General features: G+C 44.9%; 24 protein-coding genes, 1 other RNA gene and 1 pseudogene. 4 read left to right on the forward strand and 22 right to left on the reverse strand.

What is annotated here, in order from left to right:
* Positions 1-10 precede the first annotated feature (10 nt).
* The 20 genes from CKQ84_RS15865 to CKQ84_RS15965 all read right to left on the reverse strand — a co-directional run bounded on the left by CKQ84_RS15865 (position 11) and on the right by CKQ84_RS15965 (position 9,147).
* The gene (locus CKQ84_RS15865; RefSeq protein WP_216822557.1) at positions 11-496 is read right to left on the reverse strand and encodes a phage head morphogenesis protein; all 486 of its coding nucleotides are present in this window, start codon (positions 494-496) and stop codon (positions 11-13) included.
* Between the two features lie 14 nt (positions 497-510).
* Positions 511-942: a Mor transcription activator family protein gene (locus CKQ84_RS15870; protein WP_105252004.1), complete on the reverse strand. Its 432-nt coding sequence runs from the start codon at positions 940-942 to the stop codon at positions 511-513.
* Between the two features lie 91 nt (positions 943-1,033).
* Complete coding sequence (locus CKQ84_RS15875) at positions 1,034-1,306, reverse strand: hypothetical protein (protein ID WP_105252005.1); 273 nt, start codon at positions 1,304-1,306, stop codon at positions 1,034-1,036.
* The gene (locus tag CKQ84_RS15880; RefSeq protein ID WP_105252006.1) at positions 1,307-1,825 is read right to left on the reverse strand and encodes a gp16 family protein; all 519 of its coding nucleotides are present in this window, start codon (positions 1,823-1,825) and stop codon (positions 1,307-1,309) included. It lies immediately after the preceding gene.
* Positions 1,818-2,030 (reverse strand): hypothetical protein, encoded by a 213-nt coding sequence (locus CKQ84_RS15885; RefSeq protein ID WP_105252007.1) that lies wholly within the window; start codon positions 2,028-2,030, stop codon positions 1,818-1,820. The genes CKQ84_RS15880 and CKQ84_RS15885 overlap by 8 nt, the downstream gene beginning before the upstream one ends.
* Before the next feature lie 8 nt (positions 2,031-2,038).
* Positions 2,039-2,293, reverse strand: coding sequence for a hypothetical protein (locus CKQ84_RS15890; RefSeq protein WP_105252008.1), 255 nt, complete (start codon positions 2,291-2,293; stop codon positions 2,039-2,041).
* Between the two features lie 9 nt (positions 2,294-2,302).
* Positions 2,303-2,557: a hypothetical protein gene (locus tag CKQ84_RS15895; protein ID WP_105252009.1), complete on the reverse strand. Its 255-nt coding sequence runs from the start codon at positions 2,555-2,557 to the stop codon at positions 2,303-2,305.
* Positions 2,558-2,598: 41 nt separating this feature from the next.
* Complete coding sequence (locus CKQ84_RS15900) at positions 2,599-2,868, reverse strand: hypothetical protein (RefSeq protein WP_105252010.1); 270 nt, start codon at positions 2,866-2,868, stop codon at positions 2,599-2,601.
* A 13-nt stretch (positions 2,869-2,881) separates the two neighbouring features.
* Positions 2,882-2,958, reverse strand: an RNA gene (locus CKQ84_RS15905) — hammerhead ribozyme type II.
* Positions 2,957-3,628: a DUF2786 domain-containing protein gene (locus tag CKQ84_RS15910; protein ID WP_105252011.1), complete on the reverse strand. Its 672-nt coding sequence runs from the start codon at positions 3,626-3,628 to the stop codon at positions 2,957-2,959. The genes CKQ84_RS15905 and CKQ84_RS15910 overlap by 2 nt, the downstream gene beginning before the upstream one ends.
* Positions 3,621-3,803, reverse strand: a complete 183-nt coding sequence (locus tag CKQ84_RS15915) for a hypothetical protein (RefSeq protein WP_105252012.1) — start codon at positions 3,801-3,803, stop codon at positions 3,621-3,623. Before CKQ84_RS15915 ends, CKQ84_RS15910 begins: the two co-directional genes overlap by 8 nt.
* A complete protein-coding gene (locus tag CKQ84_RS15920) occupies positions 3,787-4,023 on the reverse strand; it encodes a hypothetical protein (RefSeq protein ID WP_105252013.1) in 237 nt (78 codons plus the stop codon). The genes CKQ84_RS15915 and CKQ84_RS15920 overlap by 17 nt, the downstream gene beginning before the upstream one ends.
* Positions 4,024-4,293: 270 nt before the next feature.
* Positions 4,294-4,914 carry a DUF3164 family protein gene (locus CKQ84_RS15930; protein ID WP_105252015.1) on the reverse strand — a complete coding sequence of 207 codons (621 nt, stop codon included), beginning with the start codon at positions 4,912-4,914 and terminating at the stop codon, positions 4,294-4,296.
* Between the two features lie 14 nt (positions 4,915-4,928).
* Positions 4,929-5,249 (reverse strand): hypothetical protein, encoded by a 321-nt coding sequence (locus tag CKQ84_RS15935; RefSeq protein WP_105252016.1) that lies wholly within the window; start codon positions 5,247-5,249, stop codon positions 4,929-4,931.
* Positions 5,249-5,443: a hypothetical protein gene (locus tag CKQ84_RS15940; RefSeq protein ID WP_105252017.1), complete on the reverse strand. Its 195-nt coding sequence runs from the start codon at positions 5,441-5,443 to the stop codon at positions 5,249-5,251. The genes CKQ84_RS15935 and CKQ84_RS15940 overlap by 1 nt, the downstream gene beginning before the upstream one ends.
* A 1-nt stretch (position 5,444) precedes the next feature.
* Positions 5,445-5,660 carry a hypothetical protein gene (locus CKQ84_RS15945; protein WP_105252018.1) on the reverse strand — a complete coding sequence of 72 codons (216 nt, stop codon included), beginning with the start codon at positions 5,658-5,660 and terminating at the stop codon, positions 5,445-5,447.
* On the reverse strand, positions 5,660-5,914 hold the full coding sequence (locus tag CKQ84_RS15950) for a hypothetical protein (protein ID WP_105252019.1): 255 nt from the start codon (positions 5,912-5,914) through the stop codon (positions 5,660-5,662). Before CKQ84_RS15950 ends, CKQ84_RS15945 begins: the two co-directional genes overlap by 1 nt.
* Positions 5,915-5,922: 8 nt before the next feature.
* Positions 5,923-6,867, reverse strand: a complete 945-nt coding sequence (locus tag CKQ84_RS15955) for an AAA family ATPase (protein WP_105252020.1) — start codon at positions 6,865-6,867, stop codon at positions 5,923-5,925.
* Between the two features lie 44 nt (positions 6,868-6,911).
* The gene (locus CKQ84_RS15960; protein ID WP_105252021.1) at positions 6,912-8,918 is read right to left on the reverse strand and encodes a transposase domain-containing protein; all 2,007 of its coding nucleotides are present in this window, start codon (positions 8,916-8,918) and stop codon (positions 6,912-6,914) included.
* Between the two features lie 4 nt (positions 8,919-8,922).
* Entirely contained in the window at positions 8,923-9,147 is a 225-nt protein-coding gene (locus tag CKQ84_RS15965) for a helix-turn-helix transcriptional regulator (RefSeq protein ID WP_071938781.1), read from the reverse strand.
* Between the two features lie 173 nt (positions 9,148-9,320).
* Between CKQ84_RS15965 and CKQ84_RS15970 the strand changes: the two genes are divergently transcribed.
* The 4 genes and pseudogenes from CKQ84_RS15970 (at position 9,321) to CKQ84_RS15985 (ending at position 12,389) form a co-directional block, all read left to right on the forward strand.
* The gene (locus CKQ84_RS15970; RefSeq protein WP_105252022.1) at positions 9,321-10,055 is read left to right on the forward strand and encodes an XRE family transcriptional regulator; all 735 of its coding nucleotides are present in this window, start codon (positions 9,321-9,323) and stop codon (positions 10,053-10,055) included.
* Between the two features lie 454 nt (positions 10,056-10,509).
* Positions 10,510-10,668: pseudogene (locus CKQ84_RS15975) on the forward strand (sugar phosphate nucleotidyltransferase); the annotation flags it as partial.
* Positions 10,669-10,721: 53 nt separating this feature from the next.
* A complete protein-coding gene (rfbC, locus tag CKQ84_RS15980) occupies positions 10,722-11,261 on the forward strand; it encodes a dTDP-4-dehydrorhamnose 3,5-epimerase (protein WP_105252023.1) in 540 nt (179 codons plus the stop codon).
* Between the two features lie 33 nt (positions 11,262-11,294).
* Positions 11,295-12,389, forward strand: a complete 1,095-nt coding sequence (locus CKQ84_RS15985; protein ID WP_105252024.1) for an NADH:flavin oxidoreductase/NADH oxidase — start codon at positions 11,295-11,297, stop codon at positions 12,387-12,389.
* Positions 12,390-12,497: 108 nt separating this feature from the next.
* On the opposite strand, the gene CKQ84_RS15990 is transcribed toward CKQ84_RS15985, so the two are convergent.
* Positions 12,498-14,843, reverse strand: coding sequence for a YjbH domain-containing protein (locus CKQ84_RS15990; RefSeq protein ID WP_105252025.1), 2,346 nt, complete (start codon positions 14,841-14,843; stop codon positions 12,498-12,500).
* Positions 14,843-15,628: a capsule biosynthesis GfcC family protein gene (locus CKQ84_RS15995; protein ID WP_105252026.1), complete on the reverse strand. Its 786-nt coding sequence runs from the start codon at positions 15,626-15,628 to the stop codon at positions 14,843-14,845. The genes CKQ84_RS15990 and CKQ84_RS15995 overlap by 1 nt, the downstream gene beginning before the upstream one ends.
* Positions 15,629-15,633 lie beyond the last annotated feature (5 nt).

Consider the following 15,633-nt stretch of genomic DNA (forward strand, 5'->3'; position numbering starts at 1 on the left):
GTGGGATTAATTAACGTCGGTTGTTTAGTTCCAAATCAGTCATTCCTCTAATCGTACAACTACATATGAGATGCTCTGCTATTGGATGAGTAATCCAATATTCATCATCAACAGAAAATATCTTATCGTAATCATCTTTATGGACTGGACAATTTTGAAGCGTGGTGCCACGAGAAAGAAGCAAATATGGCAATGTTTTTTTCGTTCTTTGTATTCGCTCCCATTGCTCATAAATGCGATGAATTCTTACTATTCTCGATACGAAAAATGATACGTGCTCCTTGCTAAAATCATTTTTATTTTCGCCTAATAAAATTGGCGAAATCGATTCGTGAACCCAATTAAATGGAAGTATCTCAGCAACCATCTTACTTGCTGTTCTTGGATCATTCTGATTTTTTAAAATTACTTTATGGATTTTTTTATGCAAGGTTATAGGTATTGCAAATTCATTACACACTTTTTCAAATGCTGCATTAAATAATGGTTCACTCACCATAATCCTTTCCCTTAAAACAATTCTGGTTGTCGGTTCTTCACTTCGCGTTTGCGCATCTTAGCAATAACGCGATAGATATGCTGCATACTCTTATCGTATTTGCGCGATAGTTCCTCAACGTTATCGCCTTTGAACTCATGCCAAATTGACAGATTCATGATCTCAGATTCAAGTTGACGGCCACGGGGTAGGTACAGCTGCACACCACCGAACTCACGACAAATACGATTTAGTAATGCAATGGCAATTCGAGTATCAGCATCATGCACTTCAAGTTCATGTTTAAACATGACATAGATTTGGCGCATCGCTTCAGGCCAGCGCTGTGACTCTTCATCATCAGCTATGCGTTCAACATCTTCTAGGCTGACATTATCGTAACCAAAAAAGTCGCCGTTATCTTCGTTCGCCGCATTGTGTATATGAGTTGTTGATTGAGTCATTGCCGCCACCTTTCGCCAGATAGAAAAACACCCCGCATGGCGAGGTGTGTTAAGTATACGGCACAGGTGATCCCATGGTCATGGGATTGGGCTATTCCTTCCAAAGCGCGGAATTTTTATCATCCTTATCAGAATGATGAACTGGTTGCTCTGGATGCTTCTCCTTTTTGACGTAAGCATAAATAGCCATCACTGCAACTATAAGTAAAACAACAATTTGAAAAACTTCTATCAAACTTAAATTGAAGTGTTCCATTGCTAACCCAACCGCAACAGCGATAAACAAAAATGGCGCTAACCAGCCGATTACCTTGTATAAAAATAATGCAACTAAAAACGCTAACACTAAGATTATGAATGTCATTTAAACCTCCTGTTTAAACCGTTCACTATAATAGTCTGCTAACTTTTCATAGCCTGCCTTGTCTGTCAATTTATCATTGAGCGGAACGCGGCCACCACGGGCGATAATGGCATCAGACATACAGCGCCAATGCCACTTCTTTAACGCCTCTAATACGGCCACAGCCTGTGCTGACTTTAACCATTCAATACGGTCAATGCCTTGGCCGTTGCTGGTTTTAGTCATGCGCTTAACGTAGGTATTAAGCGCGACTTCGGTTCGACTGCGCACAAAGCCTTGGTCATACATTGTTAGCCAGATAGCGTGGATCTTCGGCACCTCCGCCGCCTGTGGTTGAGGTTTAGGCTTTGGCTTAAAGCCGCGCAACTTCATTGCGGCCACGACTGCATTGAGTTGGGTTTCACTCAGTCCCTTGGCACTGCGTTCGCCCGTGACTTGTTCTAACAAATCGCGATACATAGCATCGTCAAGTTGTAGATCACGCTTACCGATTTGCACCAGCTTAAGGGCGTTAGACATTTACATTACCTGCTGGGGTTAAATCATTAATTGAAACAACAGATTTTGTTGGATTATTAATCCTAACTACCGCTTCTTTTTTATTACCATAAGCGATTTCAATTGTTTTAACTCCTAGACCGCCTCTTAAAAACTTACATGGTTGCCAGATAAAAGACGATCCTATTGGATATTTATTATTAAAATCATCTGCGGGTAATGACATAAATCCCCCTAAGCAGTTTTCAAGTTGGTTGATGGATGTTCAAGGCGCTGTACTACCACACGATCAACGTAGACTTCTTTTAAAAACGGTTGTGAACAATGGGGGCACACAGCAAACGAATCCCACATTGAACCTTTATCAGATGGTGCAATAGTCTTTAGGTCTTTATCACAGCATGGGGTTTTAAATACCAATAGATTAAAACCTGCATCTTCTGCCTTAATCATCCACTCGTTGTACTCAGCTAATTTTGCTTTTGACATACTGATCTCCTATGCCGCGTTGCGGCTTTCATTACGTTGGATTCGTTCGCTGCGGTGCTCTGACTGACACGCTTTACAATGGCATTGCAGGCCATCAGCTTCGCGTGAAGAGGTAGACCAAAACAGCGTATCTTGCGGCCAAAACTCTTGGCAGCGGGGGCAAAGTTTTAGCAGGCCGAGTACATCATCAACAATTGCCGTACCGCGTTCCATGCGGCGAGCTATCAGCATGGGCTTCATGAGTGGCGTGTATTCACCGAACATAGTTTTAACCCCCGTTTACTTTGGTTTTAAACCGCGTTTAATTAATATTCAGCTGAGGCGAAGCGGCGCGGAAATACACCACCTAAAGCTATTTCAATTTCTAACTGCTCTTTAAAGGTTCTTGTGATTGGTTCACCATCGTCATAATCTTCATCAGAAAAATAAGTTAATGATTCAAGTAGTTTTCCATTCAATTCTTGAGGGTCTTCAATACAATCAGGATCCCCAGTTTCTTCTATACAGTCAGCAATACAGGCTTCGAGTGATTCACCGATCCACCAATCGCATTCATTCATTGCGTAAACGTTCATTTGCTTACTCCTCATTAGGCTGCTCATCAGTGCTCGGCTACCACGCCGAACAGACAAGAAAGGCACCACAGCGCCTTGCTTGTTTCGCTTAAGATGCAATGCGTTGTTGTGCTTGACCGTTTACGCCATGGTTTAAAGTCACGTTTTTAGCGGATTTATAGCCTTGATTCTTGGCATCATCAGCGAGACGGCCAGTGCCTTTAGCCTCTCTTGCACCACCTTTAGCAAGATCAATTTTGTCTTTAAAGGCAATCAGTTCAGTTCGCTCTTGGTCGGTTAACGCAAACTCCTGAATCTTGTTATGCACACCAGCGCACCAACCCTCACAAAACTGATCTGCTCGTTTGGTTTTATTGGCGCGTTTCATTCTGGTGCTGAGTGTGTCTAGAAACTCTTTGCGAGCTTTGGTTAGCTGACGTTCTAAAACATTGAATACATAACCTGCGACTTCTGGGCGTTCGTTGTGGCCGATATAGACGATCTGCATATTCTTAAAAGTGGGTTGAAAGTAGAACTCACACCCAAAAGCTTTAGCGATCGAGTAAGCCAAAATTAATAAGTATTGAGTTGGCACTCTTGCTCTAAACAACGCTTCAATAGTGGCATCTTTAACACCTGCTAAGGCTGGATTGTCACTTTCAATACCATGCTCTTGCATTAGCTTTTGAGCGCGAGAAAGCGCCAAAGCTGCTTCGTGTTGATTACTTGATGTTGCTAGTCTTAGTAGCTTTTTAATCTTGTCTAATATTTTGCTATTCATCGTCCCATTCCTTTTCGTGCGGGTTTGTCATAATGATCCGCTTGGCTTTTACTGCGCTGCGTGTACGCCAGTCGCTACCAAACTCTTTTATTGCCCAAGCCTCAGCGAGTTCTTTGGTTTTGAACCTGCCATAAGCCATGATGCTTTTGATGATGTCTTCATGGCGTTTGCTCATGCTTACCGCCAGTGCTTAACGCTTCGTAGTCTTCGCGCACGTTGGAACCTTCACGGCCCAGTACAAAGTTAAGTGCGGCGATATAACCTTCCTCAAAGGTGGAGTCAGGGAATGCCGTTCCGGCGCGTTCGTTCTCCATCACGGCTTCGGCCATCACGATTTCATGCTCTAGTTCGCTGAGGCTGAGGGCTGTGGTGAACAATCGTTTAAGTTCATGCATCGGTTTCAATCCTTCGTGTCTTGTCATACACGGTGACAATGTTGTGGTTAGTGATAAGGAAGTAGGCACACTCGCATTCCAATATTCGTTTTGGTTGCCAGCCTGAACGCTTCCTTATCCGCCGCAGCTGCTGCTTAGTGGGTCGGTGAGCGGTGGTTATCGCCTCGACCATCTGTGCCCAGTTGCGGCCCGTTCGTTGTCGCCACCTTTGTACAGCGTGGCGACTTACGGTTACTTCTCCGTAGCGGGTCAGTAGCAGATATTGCATGGCTACAACTTGGCGATATCGAGCGCAATTTGCTTATAGGTGCCATCGTCTTGGCGTTCGTAAACGCGCAGATAAGGCGTACTTCCCATCACTTGGATTGAGTCAGCGATGGCATCCATAGCCTCACGCCAATCAGCGTCATCGATGTTTAACTGTCGCAGGCTAAGCACTTGGTTAACGTCGATATAACCCTGCTTGTTCACTTTGAATGAAAGCTCAACTAGCGCTTTGATTTGGTCGCTCGAACCTACCGACCAACGTTTGATGCATTCATCAATTTTCACCTTGGCAGCTTGTATCCGTTCATCAAAAATACGGTGTTCGCCTATGCTGCGCTGGACCTTGTATTTTCCGTCAAAGGAGACAAGCGAGACATTGCCCTTAGTGCCGCCAAACTTAACGCCAAACTCGCTGGCGCTGAGGTCGATAAAGTCGGCAACCGTTGCCATCGATGTCGCTTTATACGTCGCCATGTGGCCTTGCATTTCTTTAGCAGCCATGATGATTTTGAGCACGACTTCATCACGCAGTTTGTCGATATCTTTCACTTGGCTTTCTGGTACAGCATGGCCGAGTGCATTTAAGCGGAAGCCCTGTGGGGCTGGTTGGTTAGTGGTGTTCATCTATAAGTTCCTTATTAAAAATTCTTCGGCCACACGCTGATTAACTCAGGTGAATATTGGTTAAGGGTTTGGCAAATCTGCTCGGGTATTTCCATGCCATCATCTACCCAACGCACTAGGCACCCGCTGTAACTGGCAACACAGATTTGATTGACCATGCCGTGCAGTACTTCGGTAATGCGAACTGCTTTTGAACGCAGTTTGAACGGCGGTTTATCTACGTCGATCACTGGCGTTAAGTGCTGACTGTTAATGTTGATCACTGTGCAACCATGCAGATTTAAACGGCCAACAGCGATAAGTGCTTGCGCTTGTTTTTCGAGTTGAGTTTTCATCAGTCTTGCTCCATTTCAGCTTTAACAATCGGGGCGCATTTAGGGCAGTAATCACCACCGTTGCTACTAATCAACCAACCTTGCTGCTCTAGTGCGCAATATTCATTTTGTGAATCAGATGGATCGCCACTATCTAATTCAACTTCGCGCCAGCAACCGTTGGCATCACATTTAACTTTTGCTTCGAAAGCCATCTCATGCCTCCTTCACTGCACGGTAGATAAGCCCAGGTGCAATGACCACTTCGTCATCACGCATTTGGTCTAAACAGAACCCGCCGCGGGTATTGACACCCACGCGATCAAACTCAAACTTTTTACCGTGGCGATTAGTGATAAAGCGGTCTGCTTCAACTGGCTTACCCTTGATGACTGCAATCACTTTCTCTTCAATCTTGTTTACTGTTTCCATCACTCACCATCCTTTGTTGTGTCACGTAGTTTTCCGCCACAAAATGGGCAGTAGTTAAACACCAGACCATCCGCTAAATGCTCGCCTTGCTTGACCTTCACCATGGTTCCTTTTGAGGTGCCTTCGGTAAGGTTGACTATCGTGTGCTTGTAGATCCCCTTTGATTTTTTAGTAGGAAATACATCCGCAATGGCTGCCATGTGTTCACATAAAGTGGCAGCGTAACCACCTAGTTTTTCAGAGCATGTTTCCATCACTCACCTCACTCGTTGGTTTCTAGTTCAGCAAGTGCTGTGCGCAGCAATTGCTCTGTGATCACCGCGCCTTTAGCAAACATGGCGGCAAGCTTTATGGTCTTAGTCAGTAGACGCAGGCCACCTGGTCGCTCACTGATTTGGATCATCACGTTCATTTCAGTGCTGCCGCCGACATGCCACGCTTCTGCAATGGCACGAACGTCAGCAACTTTGGTTTTATGGATGCCGCGCTTCTTAGCAATGCGCGAGAACAAGCGAGCAAAGTCTTCATTACGGCGTCCGCCCGTAAGCTGCGTATAGACCTTGTTGTTGCCCACAAGCACCATGCCTACGCCTGTTTCTTCTTGGAGGATGCGCAGCTCTTCTAGCGTGGGGTAATCGAGGTGATCAGCTTCATCAACAATCAGTAAGCCCTCGCTGCCCTTAAGGCGCTGGCGGATAACTCGGGCAAGTGGGCCTTTAGTGCGTGGCGCTTGATCCATGCCCAGCTCCATCGCTATCTCGTATAAACATTCGGTCAGGCTTGAGCGGCTTGGGCTGGCGGTCACTTTCCAGACGTTGTTGTTAGTGCGTTGGTATTCATCCAGCGTTTTGCTTTTACCAACGCCGGATGCACCGTAGATCACCACAATAGATTCGGTGATTTGGGCATAGGTGAGGTCGTCCATAATCAACTTGGCGGTGGGTGTTAATACAAAGCCAGGGTCAGTGCTTGGGTTTGAGTCTCGTTGTTCACGTAGGCGCAGCCAGTTCTCTAACTTCTCCACAATCTTGACCGGATCGGCTTTATATAAACCGTTCAACACTTGGCTTAAAGTCGACGGGGAAACGCTAATTTCTTGCGCCACTTGTCCCGAGGTAACACGCTTTGCGTTTATCAATGCAGCTATGCGCATGATGACGTCTGTTTGCTTGCTTTCGGCCTTCGCTAGGCTGTGTACGTTGGTCATATTCATTCCTTTTATTGCTCGTTTAACGCTGGTTTCGAGAGTGTTTAAAGACGGTTTTTACTTTTCAGTTCACGCAGGTAGGCAACGCTTTCGCTAAAGTTAGCGGCGCACTCGGCTTGGTGGTCTGAGTCGTGTTCATAGTCGTAAGCCATAGCGGCGGCGGTGTTACCGATTGAGGTCGGGCGCACCATCATTACCACTTTGGTTTCGGGGATAATCTCTTCGGCTGCTGGGCGCATCATTGCGGCCAGTTCAAGTTGGTCTACGCTGATTTTTGCAGCCGCAGCCAGCTTGTTGCTCTTAGTAAACTGGGTGCGTTTACGCTTGGTTTCACGGGCTGATTGGGTATCACCAAAGGCATCTTTTTCAAGACATTCAGCAGTACAAATATGCACACCGTTGAGGGCGTAGATCTCTAACGAGTCATGCAGCTTTAACGGGTCAAAACGAGCAACCAGTTTTTGGCCGACATAGTTCATCATCGTCTCGTTGAAATAACGGTTTTTACGGCCTTTGATACTGCCGCCAGCATCGAGCACAATCGTACCGTGCTTAGATACTCGTACCGCTTCGGCTTGCAGCATCATCAGTTGCAGCTGTGCCTTGGTGGCTTTGCGTATTTCAGCGTTTTGGTAGCTGATATCAAATGCCTGATCAAAGCTCATAAAGCCTTTACAGATTTCGGTATTACGGTTTTCTTTGGCGTTGTACATTTCAACACCCTTAGCAATGGCTTTTAAAAAGTCCTCTGCTGCTATGGCTTTGCTACCGTAGTTATCCGGCTTAGCCATTGGGTTAGGGCCTGTATAGGCACCACGACATAACGGGTGTTTGTCTATGTATTCCTCAAGCCCACCCACACCGAACATACGTTCAACAGGCTTAGCTTGGCCGTGGCCTTTACCGAGGATCACACTCGACCAATGCAGCTTGATCCCAAGCATGGGGATAATGCCGAGTGGATCATCTTCTTTAACTTTAAAGCGGTAGCGGTTAGCCACGCCTCCGGTCATCCATTTGTTGGCCGCTGCGCGGGTGTTATCGATCGTGATTTCTTTTGGCACACCGTACTTTTCGCATACGTCCATAAGTGACAAGCGAATGCTGTCGGTGTTTTCGCTGATATCACAACGCCAGCCGATGATCTTACGGCTGTAGATGTCTTGCCAAAACCACGTTTTAGGGCGCAGCACCTCACCGTTAAACCACTTCACAAACACATTGTGTAAGTAGCCGTCACCGTTGATCCACTCAAGCGCATGCAAGCCTTCGACTGTGCGTTCTTGCGGTGGGTACAGTTGGTGCAAGGCATGTTCACCCTCACGCAGTAGCACTAATTGCTGTGCTGGTATTTCGTGGGCTATACGGCGGGAAAGGCTTTTTAAACTGGGTAACACCCAGTCTTTACCTTTAGCGGTATCTTTTAAGCGCTCGTAACACACTGTCATTGCAGGTTGTTCTAGTGACAGGTAATCAGCTTTGAAGGCTTCCCATGCTTCGGGTGATACAAACGCAAACTGGTTTTTCTTCTTGGCCTGTGAGGCTTCAAAGTGTTTCGGCAGCAAGGCTGGCGCCCAATCTGATTCATCAATGCCTTTGACCATGGCGCAATGACGGCGCAGCGTGCTAAGTGCAATGTCGTACTCGGCACATACTGAGTCATACGCATCCATTAACTTGATGCCATTACGCTTAAGCGCAAACACGGCTTGTACTGTGCGTAATGCGAATTGCGCTTTAGCCTGGGCTGCATGATTGGTTTTATTCCAACGCGCCCAAAGTGCTTCACGGCAATAGGTTTGCTGGCTTTTCTTTTTAGGCAATGCCAGTACTTGATCGCCAACTTTGATTTGACCTTCACGCTTGTATAAGGCCGTTTGGACAGGTAAAGGCAGAATACTAATAGGGTATTCAAATGCCTTTGTTCCCTGGCGCTTGCTTCTCTCTATGCCATTGGATTCAGCTAAGCTCTCAACTAATTTGCGAATACCACGTTCTGTAGTCGGTAAACCAGAAAGCCCAACAATCTCGCTAATAACAAACCGTTCCATATGGTTACCCCGCTTTCGGCAGTTCTGCGTAGCGGCTTGGCCATACTTCAGCCGGAGTCAAACCAATGGCATTGGCTATAATTCTTTCGCCTTTCGGCCATGGTCTCTCTAAAGCATTTGCAAGAGTTGTAGAAGCAAGTCCGTTTTCACGGCTTAGTGCACTCATGGAAATGCCCTTCTTTTTTAGTGCAGCAATAATGTCTGCTCGATGTAAATCTGTGCGTTCCATTCCCATCCCTCTCATTTTCTGTAATGATTGGCAGTTAGTTAACCATCTAAACTAACTAACTTAGTTAATCTAGGAACAGTATTGATCAACAATAGGAACAGGTCAATGTGTTTTTGTTCCTTTTTAAGAATTGGTGTTCCTATATTTAAACTTTAAAAAGGTAGAAATAAACAATGACTTACAATGAAAAGGAACATGAAAACCTAAAAAGGAACTCGGATCCTTTTGAGGAACATGCAAAAGGATCTTCTTTTTCAGAAAGACTAGGGTCGGTATTAGGTAGTAAAAGCGGACGCGCTTTCTCTAAAGAGATAGGCATTTCATACAGTACTTTGCATAACTATCTATCTGGTGTTAGTTCGCCAACGCTGGATAATCTGATTACCCTGGCTGATAAGACGGGCGTATCAATAGAATGGTTAGCGACTGGTAGAGGTGATGAGGTCAGAGAGGTAAAGGCTTTATACAATGCAGGCTTAGACATAGAAGAGTTTGCATTAATACCAGGATATAGAATCCAAGTATCTGCTGGGCATGGTGCATTAAACCCTGAACAGCTTGAGCCAAGTAGATTTTTAGCATTCAGGCGTAAATGGTTGAAGTTCAGAGGCTTCAACGAATCTGAGTTAGCCATAGTATGGGCAAAAGGCGATAGCATGGAGCCCACCATTCACAGCAACGATACGCTAGTGGTTCACCTTGGGCGCAATAATCCAGCAGACGGGCACATCTACATTTTTAGAGATGGCGACAACCTTTTTGTAAAGCGTTTTCAGAATATGCTCGGGACTTGGCGCTTGATAAGTGACAATAATTTTTATCGTGACCTGGATGTTCCTAAACAGGAACAGCATCAGTTTGAAGTAGTTGGGCAGGTGGTTCATATTGCCAAAGATATCGGCGACTGATTTAAATGTTTAAACGGGTTTTAAACTGAGTTCTAACACAATCAGCTAGTGCTCAATCTACTAGGCTAAATCAGCACATTTTAAAAGGAGTGCTCAAACCTGCTCAGATTACGGAATACTTAAAATAAGTAAGGGGCCCAAGTTTTAAAAACCTTGAGCCCCGCGCTGTATCTAGATCTAATCCACTTTACGATCCCATCTAATCCACATAGATCCAATTTGATCCCTAACGTTATGCAGTGTTCATTTAACTAGACCCTATACAATTAAGTAAAAGACGAATTGAAATCTTACTGAGCCAACATGGTATTTAGCTTTTGCGGTTTAATATTCTGTTGCGTTGTTTTTCCTGCATTAACAGCCAACAGCCCCGTTATCTGTTCTTCCTGCTCGCGACATTTTGTATGCTACAATCTTGGCATTTCAACATGGCTTATCAATCCTAAATATTTCAATGAGAAAAGGCATTTTACTGGCGGGCGGTACTGGCTCGCGTCTTTATCCTATGACGCAGGTTGTCTGTAAGCAATTACTGCCCATTTATGATAAACCAATGATTTATTACCCTTTGGCCACACTTATGCAAGCTGAGATTCGGGATAGATTGATCCTTTTTATACCCTACTATTTCGCTGTTTCGTGCATGACTCTATAAGCAGGTATTGGATGAAATATAGCGAAACAGAATTAGCCGAAGTATTGGTGTTTGAACCCCAAATGTTCGGTGATGAACGTGGCTTTTTTAAGGAAACGTTCAGGCAATCCTATTTTGATGCTTGTTTCACTGCAAGAGGACTTCAGCTTCCCGTATTTGTGCAGGAAAACCAGAGTCGTTCGCAACACAATGTTCTGCGAGGCTTGCATTTTCAACGGCAAAAACCGCAGGGTAAATTGGTGCGGGTCTGTGCAGGGAGCATTTTTGATGTTGCCGTCGATATTCGGGCTGACTCGGCCACCTATGGAAAATGGGTTGGGCGAGTGCTATCCGCAGAGAATCACCTGCAAATGTGGATCCCACCGGGCTTTGCGCACGGTTTTTATGTTCTTACTGATTATGCTGATGTTATTTATCAATGTACCCAATATTATGATCCTGAAGATGAAAGCGTTTTAGCTTGGAACAGTGCTGAGTTTGCCATTGATTGGCCATTAATTGCTGCACCGATTTTATCCACCAGAGATAGCAACGCCAGTACACCCTCATAAAGCCAATTACTGCTTGTATTAAAAGGAATGACTATGAGTTTATTATTTTCGCCTTTAACCTTAGGTCAACTCGAGTTAGCCAACCGCATTATCATCGCGCCTATGTGTCAGTATTCGGCAGAAAACGGCCAAGCAACCGATTGGCATACGATTCATTTAGGGAGCATGGCGTTATCGGGTGCGGGAATGCTTATTTTAGAGGCTACCGCTGTTCTGCCCAATGGCCGAATTTCCTATGCAGATTTAGGCCTATGGGATGACAAAACGGAGGCTGCTTTAGATAAAACCCTCAAATCTATTCGCAAGTATTCAAGTATGCCAATGGCGATACAACTCGCCCATGCGGGGCGTAAAGCATCAACTCGAAAACCTTGGGAAGGTGGCGGCACTATTGCACCCGATGAACATAATGGTTGGCAGACGATAGCGCCTTCCGCGCAGGCTTTTAACGAAGGTACAGCATTACCGAGTGCGATGACATTGGATGAAATTGATGAGCTTATATTGGCATTTGTCAGTTCGGCGCAACGTGCCGAACGATTAGGGCTTGATGCGATTGAACTTCATGCTGCTCACGGTTATTTACTTCATCAATTTTTATCCCCACTATCGAATCAACGCATTGACCAATATGGTGGCAGTTTAGAAAATCGTTTGAGTTTATTGTTGGCCGTGTTCGATGCAATTAAAGCAGTGATATCGCCTAAGATGGCACTCGGTGTGCGGATTTCGGCAACCGATTGGGTTGATGGCGGTTGGGATTTAACCCAAAGCCTAGTATTGGCAAAAGCATTAGAGGCCCGAGGCTGTGATTTTATCCATGTGAGTACAGGTGGATTAAGTCCGCTACAACAAATCCCTGTTGCAGAACACTTTCAAGTGCCTTTTGCCGAAGCCATTAAAGCTGAGGTAAACACACCTGTGATTGCAGTGGGATTAATTACGGATGCCAATAAAGCGGAAACGATTCTGGAACAAGGACAGGCTGATGCTATTGCACTTGCTCGCACTATGCTCTATGACCCACATTGGCCTTGGCATGCGGCAGCAATATTAGGTGCAACTGTGAAAGCGCCGCCACAGTACTTACGTTCATCGCCACATGGGATTAAATCGCCAATAAAGTAGTGAGCTAATTTGGCAGTGCAGATTTTACTATTGTAAGTTAGTCCTAATGGCAGAAAACAAAACGGGCAAGAATTATCTTGCCCGTTTTGAGGTTTTACTGCGTACTAATTATTTAATGGGGTCAACACTGGGTCTGGTATACCAAGGCGCACGTGCATCAGTTACATCGAACAAGTTGTACTTACGGCCAAGCATTTGACCGCCGTCACGGGTCAACGGCATCCATGATAGGAAAGCACGACTATGGGTAGACTTAACCGTCATTAGATCGAATGGGATTGAAATATAGAATCCCTTGGTAAAGCTTCCCTCACCGTATTCATCTGCCGATAGATTAGTTTTAGTCGCAAATGCGCCGACGATAACACCACTATCAAACTGTTTAGAGAAATCAACCGTCACGCCTTTATCCTCGGTGAGATATTGTCCTGCACTGACTCTGAGTAAGGTGTTAGGAAACCACTCCGGTTGGTAATAAGCTGTTGCATGTCCAGTCACTACGCCAGTCTGAACTCGATAGGCACGATTGGTGAGAGGGTCAAATTGATTTTCATCCTTAAAGAACCCAAACATACTATCGGGATCTCGCTGCTTAGCATAGTTAACATCGAACCCAAAGGCCCATTGACTATTAAGTGGGCGATATAGAAACTCAGTACCAACACCGCCATACATCATCTCTAAATAGCCACCATAGGCTTGATAGGAAATATTATCGCTAAGATTGTCCATCCAAGTGAGTTGCAGGTTATTAACTCTCACTGGGTTATCGTGAACATATTGACGGATTAAGGTTCTTACGCGTTTTAAGTCGGTGCCGTCTGGTGGCACGTCATATAAAAACTTATCGTAGTTATCGTATAAATTAAGGTAGAGAGAACCGCCAAATTCGAAGTTATCGGTAAATCGATAGTTGGCACTACCTGTAACACCGATATTAAACATGTAGAAGCTTTCTGAACCACCGAAGGATTGCACCATAGTCGGTGAAATATCAAAGCCAAGCTTGTCTAACCAATTTTTGTCTGAGTGTGTGACTAGTTGGCCTTGAGGTAATGAAGGGACACTGACTTGACTTGCGTCTGTAATCTTCGCATTCAGATAGCCAAAACTTGCTACTTGCGCAAATTTTTCCGCATCAATACGAGTTTCGGTAATTGGCTGGCTATAGTGAGTTTCAATCAAGCGATACTCTTTGATTCGAGTTAGATCGCTACTGTTGGCGAGTATGGTTGCCGCCCTTTGATGGGCTTCATTTCTATCTCGAAACTTAGTTTGCTCACCAACGACAGTGATGCTGTCAGAGTCGAGGTAAATTTTAGGATTGTTATAGCCCGCAATGGATTGTAGATCCTGTGCTACTTTCGACCAGTTAATTGCTGTTTCTAACATGCCCTCTTGTGGCTGTATTAAATGAACGTCAGCGATTTCGGTTGTGGTATCTAAGGTGGCGCTGGGTATTGCAGGCGTTTGTTCTGAAGAATTAACACTATCTAATGGCGTATTGGTTGTTTGCACATGTGTTAACGGTGCCGCAGGAATTGGCTTATATTTCGCTGCAGCAGGATCGCGTTTAATCTGTGTTAACTCATTAAAATTCGTTTGTAGGCTAAAACCAAGCGTCCAAGTGTTTCCGCGCTCATAGCTTAAATGCAGATCTCCCCAGTCTCCGAACCGATATAATAGGCCATAGTTAAATTTGCTGTCCTGTGGCATAGCAATACCGCCGCGAACAACTGGAAAGTCGGATTGGTAGTCGTTACCATCGTATTCGACTTTGACGCGTAGTGGGTCCCAAGGCGTTTGATATTCGACACCGCCGAAGAGGGCCGCGCAACCTTTAAACCAACGTTGATAATCAACTGTGCCACCTTTACCACCATAGGACGTATCTCGATCGCAGTTATAGTTGAGATCTTTTTTATCCGATGTCAGGTTGCCGCTATTACCGATATATCCCCAGCCAATACCTAAGGTGAAATCTAACGGCCCAACTCGTTTAGTGGCTGCAATAAACTCACCATCGAATAATCCTGTGCCACCAAAATCACGGACACCAATCGAGGTTTCTGGTAGCCAGTTGCTTTCTTCAAGTAGACGGACTTTAAAGTCTATGCCCTTATCCGTGTATTTTGTGTTTCCACTAAAACTGGGGTCGCTACTATAGAGTAAGTCTTGTACTTGGGTATAACGAACTGTGGTTTCAAACCAAGGGAAAAGTTGTACAGAGGCCGTAAAGTGTTGGTATTCGTCGTTATAGCTAGTGGCAAAATTAAACTCGCCTTCAGGTGCCATACGCCCCGTTGGCATCTGCATTAAACCAACACCGCCAAAATCTGATTGCGAGGCTAAGAGTGTGGGATAGCTAAATTCATCGGCAGTCGCATGTAATAGTGGCAAAAGTGCCAAAGATAGTGCGGATAGACGACCTAAAGAATGGAGAGAGTTTTTCATTACAGAGCCCGATTCCTGAGTAATTCAATCATGTTTTCATTCAAACTCGTGTCGTCACCAAAGCCGCTTGAAAACTCAACGTAAAGTGTTGCCCCAGGTGCAATATCCTGAGTCTGATGGTTCCAATAGGCGATAGGTTGTTTTATTGCCTGTCCATCGGGTTGAATTATCCATATAAAACTAGTCTCAGCATTATCTAGTATGCCTGCTTGCTTAAGGTAATCTTTGCTACTTAGTTTATTCTGCCATGTAAAACTCCCCGTTTGAGCCACTGCACCAAGTACGGTGATGGTTGTTGGGCGAGGCGGTAAAACTAATAGAAAACGACCATTAATCAGCGCATTATACGAATCATTAATTCGAATAACATCAACATCCAGTGGTTGTATTACACGTTGTCCAAGTTTTAAGTTGCGAATGAATTGTGCAAGTTTAGCTAGCTTGGCGATGTAAGCACTGTCGTCTTTAGCTTCGCCCATTTTGGATAGTAGGGTTAAGACTTGCTGGCGTTTAGTCTCTAATACGGTGGTATTCTCAATATCGAGTAATGCTGCACCTAACCAATAAATAGGCACGACTTCATTTTGATTGGTTTTATTATATTTTGGAAGTTGGACTAATCCATCTTGTACTATTTGCTCAATACGCACTGCTGCAGGATAGTTCAGTTGAACCTGAGCATCTTGATTTGTTGATGTGCTGATGAATAGCTGAGTTTCAGCCTGAACAGTTGTCGTTAATACCGAACTAAGTACAAGTGCCAATGGCGCTATGTAATATCTCATAATGG

The organism is Shewanella sp. WE21, from assembly GCF_002966515.1.
Taxonomy (GTDB): Bacteria; Pseudomonadota; Gammaproteobacteria; order Enterobacterales; family Shewanellaceae; genus Shewanella; species Shewanella oncorhynchi.

Coding starts and splice junctions, on each gene's coding strand:
- CKQ84_RS15915 (WP_105252012.1), bottom strand. CDS start 3,803: ATGAGCAAACGCCATGAAGACATCATCAAAAGCATCATGGCTTATGGC.
- CKQ84_RS15935 (WP_105252016.1), bottom strand. CDS start 5,249: ATGAAAACTCAACTCGAAAAACAAGCGCAAGCACTTATCGCTGTTGGC.
- CKQ84_RS15940 (WP_105252017.1), bottom strand. CDS start 5,443: ATGGCTTTCGAAGCAAAAGTTAAATGTGATGCCAACGGTTGCTGGCGC.
- CKQ84_RS15870 (WP_105252004.1), bottom strand. CDS start 942: ATGACTCAATCAACAACTCATATACACAATGCGGCGAACGAAGATAAC.
- CKQ84_RS15890 (WP_105252008.1), bottom strand. CDS start 2,293: ATGTCAAAAGCAAAATTAGCTGAGTACAACGAGTGGATGATTAAGGCA.
- CKQ84_RS15930 (WP_105252015.1), bottom strand. CDS start 4,914: ATGAACACCACTAACCAACCAGCCCCACAGGGCTTCCGCTTAAATGCA.
- CKQ84_RS15990 (WP_105252025.1), bottom strand. CDS start 14,843: ATGAAAAACTCTCTCCATTCTTTAGGTCGTCTATCCGCACTATCTTTG.
- CKQ84_RS15965 (WP_071938781.1), bottom strand. CDS start 9,147: ATGGAACGCACAGATTTACATCGAGCAGACATTATTGCTGCACTAAAA.
- CKQ84_RS15945 (WP_105252018.1), bottom strand. CDS start 5,660: ATGGAAACAGTAAACAAGATTGAAGAGAAAGTGATTGCAGTCATCAAG.
- CKQ84_RS15985 (WP_105252024.1), top strand. CDS start 11,295: ATGAGTTTATTATTTTCGCCTTTAACCTTAGGTCAACTCGAGTTAGCC.
- CKQ84_RS15875 (WP_105252005.1), bottom strand. CDS start 1,306: ATGACATTCATAATCTTAGTGTTAGCGTTTTTAGTTGCATTATTTTTA.
- CKQ84_RS15920 (WP_105252013.1), bottom strand. CDS start 4,023: ATGCATGAACTTAAACGATTGTTCACCACAGCCCTCAGCCTCAGCGAA.
- CKQ84_RS15895 (WP_105252009.1), bottom strand. CDS start 2,557: ATGTTCGGTGAATACACGCCACTCATGAAGCCCATGCTGATAGCTCGC.
- CKQ84_RS15900 (WP_105252010.1), bottom strand. CDS start 2,868: ATGAACGTTTACGCAATGAATGAATGCGATTGGTGGATCGGTGAATCA.
- CKQ84_RS15960 (WP_105252021.1), bottom strand. CDS start 8,918: ATGGAACGGTTTGTTATTAGCGAGATTGTTGGGCTTTCTGGTTTACCG.
- CKQ84_RS15880 (WP_105252006.1), bottom strand. CDS start 1,825: ATGTCTAACGCCCTTAAGCTGGTGCAAATCGGTAAGCGTGATCTACAA.
- CKQ84_RS15950 (WP_105252019.1), bottom strand. CDS start 5,914: ATGGAAACATGCTCTGAAAAACTAGGTGGTTACGCTGCCACTTTATGT.
- CKQ84_RS15910 (WP_105252011.1), bottom strand. CDS start 3,628: ATGAATAGCAAAATATTAGACAAGATTAAAAAGCTACTAAGACTAGCA.
- CKQ84_RS15955 (WP_105252020.1), bottom strand. CDS start 6,867: ATGACCAACGTACACAGCCTAGCGAAGGCCGAAAGCAAGCAAACAGAC.
- CKQ84_RS15995 (WP_105252026.1), bottom strand. CDS start 15,628: ATGAGATATTACATAGCGCCATTGGCACTTGTACTTAGTTCGGTATTA.
- rfbC (WP_105252023.1), top strand. CDS start 10,722: ATGAAATATAGCGAAACAGAATTAGCCGAAGTATTGGTGTTTGAACCC.
- CKQ84_RS15885 (WP_105252007.1), bottom strand. CDS start 2,030: ATGTCATTACCCGCAGATGATTTTAATAATAAATATCCAATAGGATCG.
- CKQ84_RS15970 (WP_105252022.1), top strand. CDS start 9,321: ATGACTTACAATGAAAAGGAACATGAAAACCTAAAAAGGAACTCGGAT.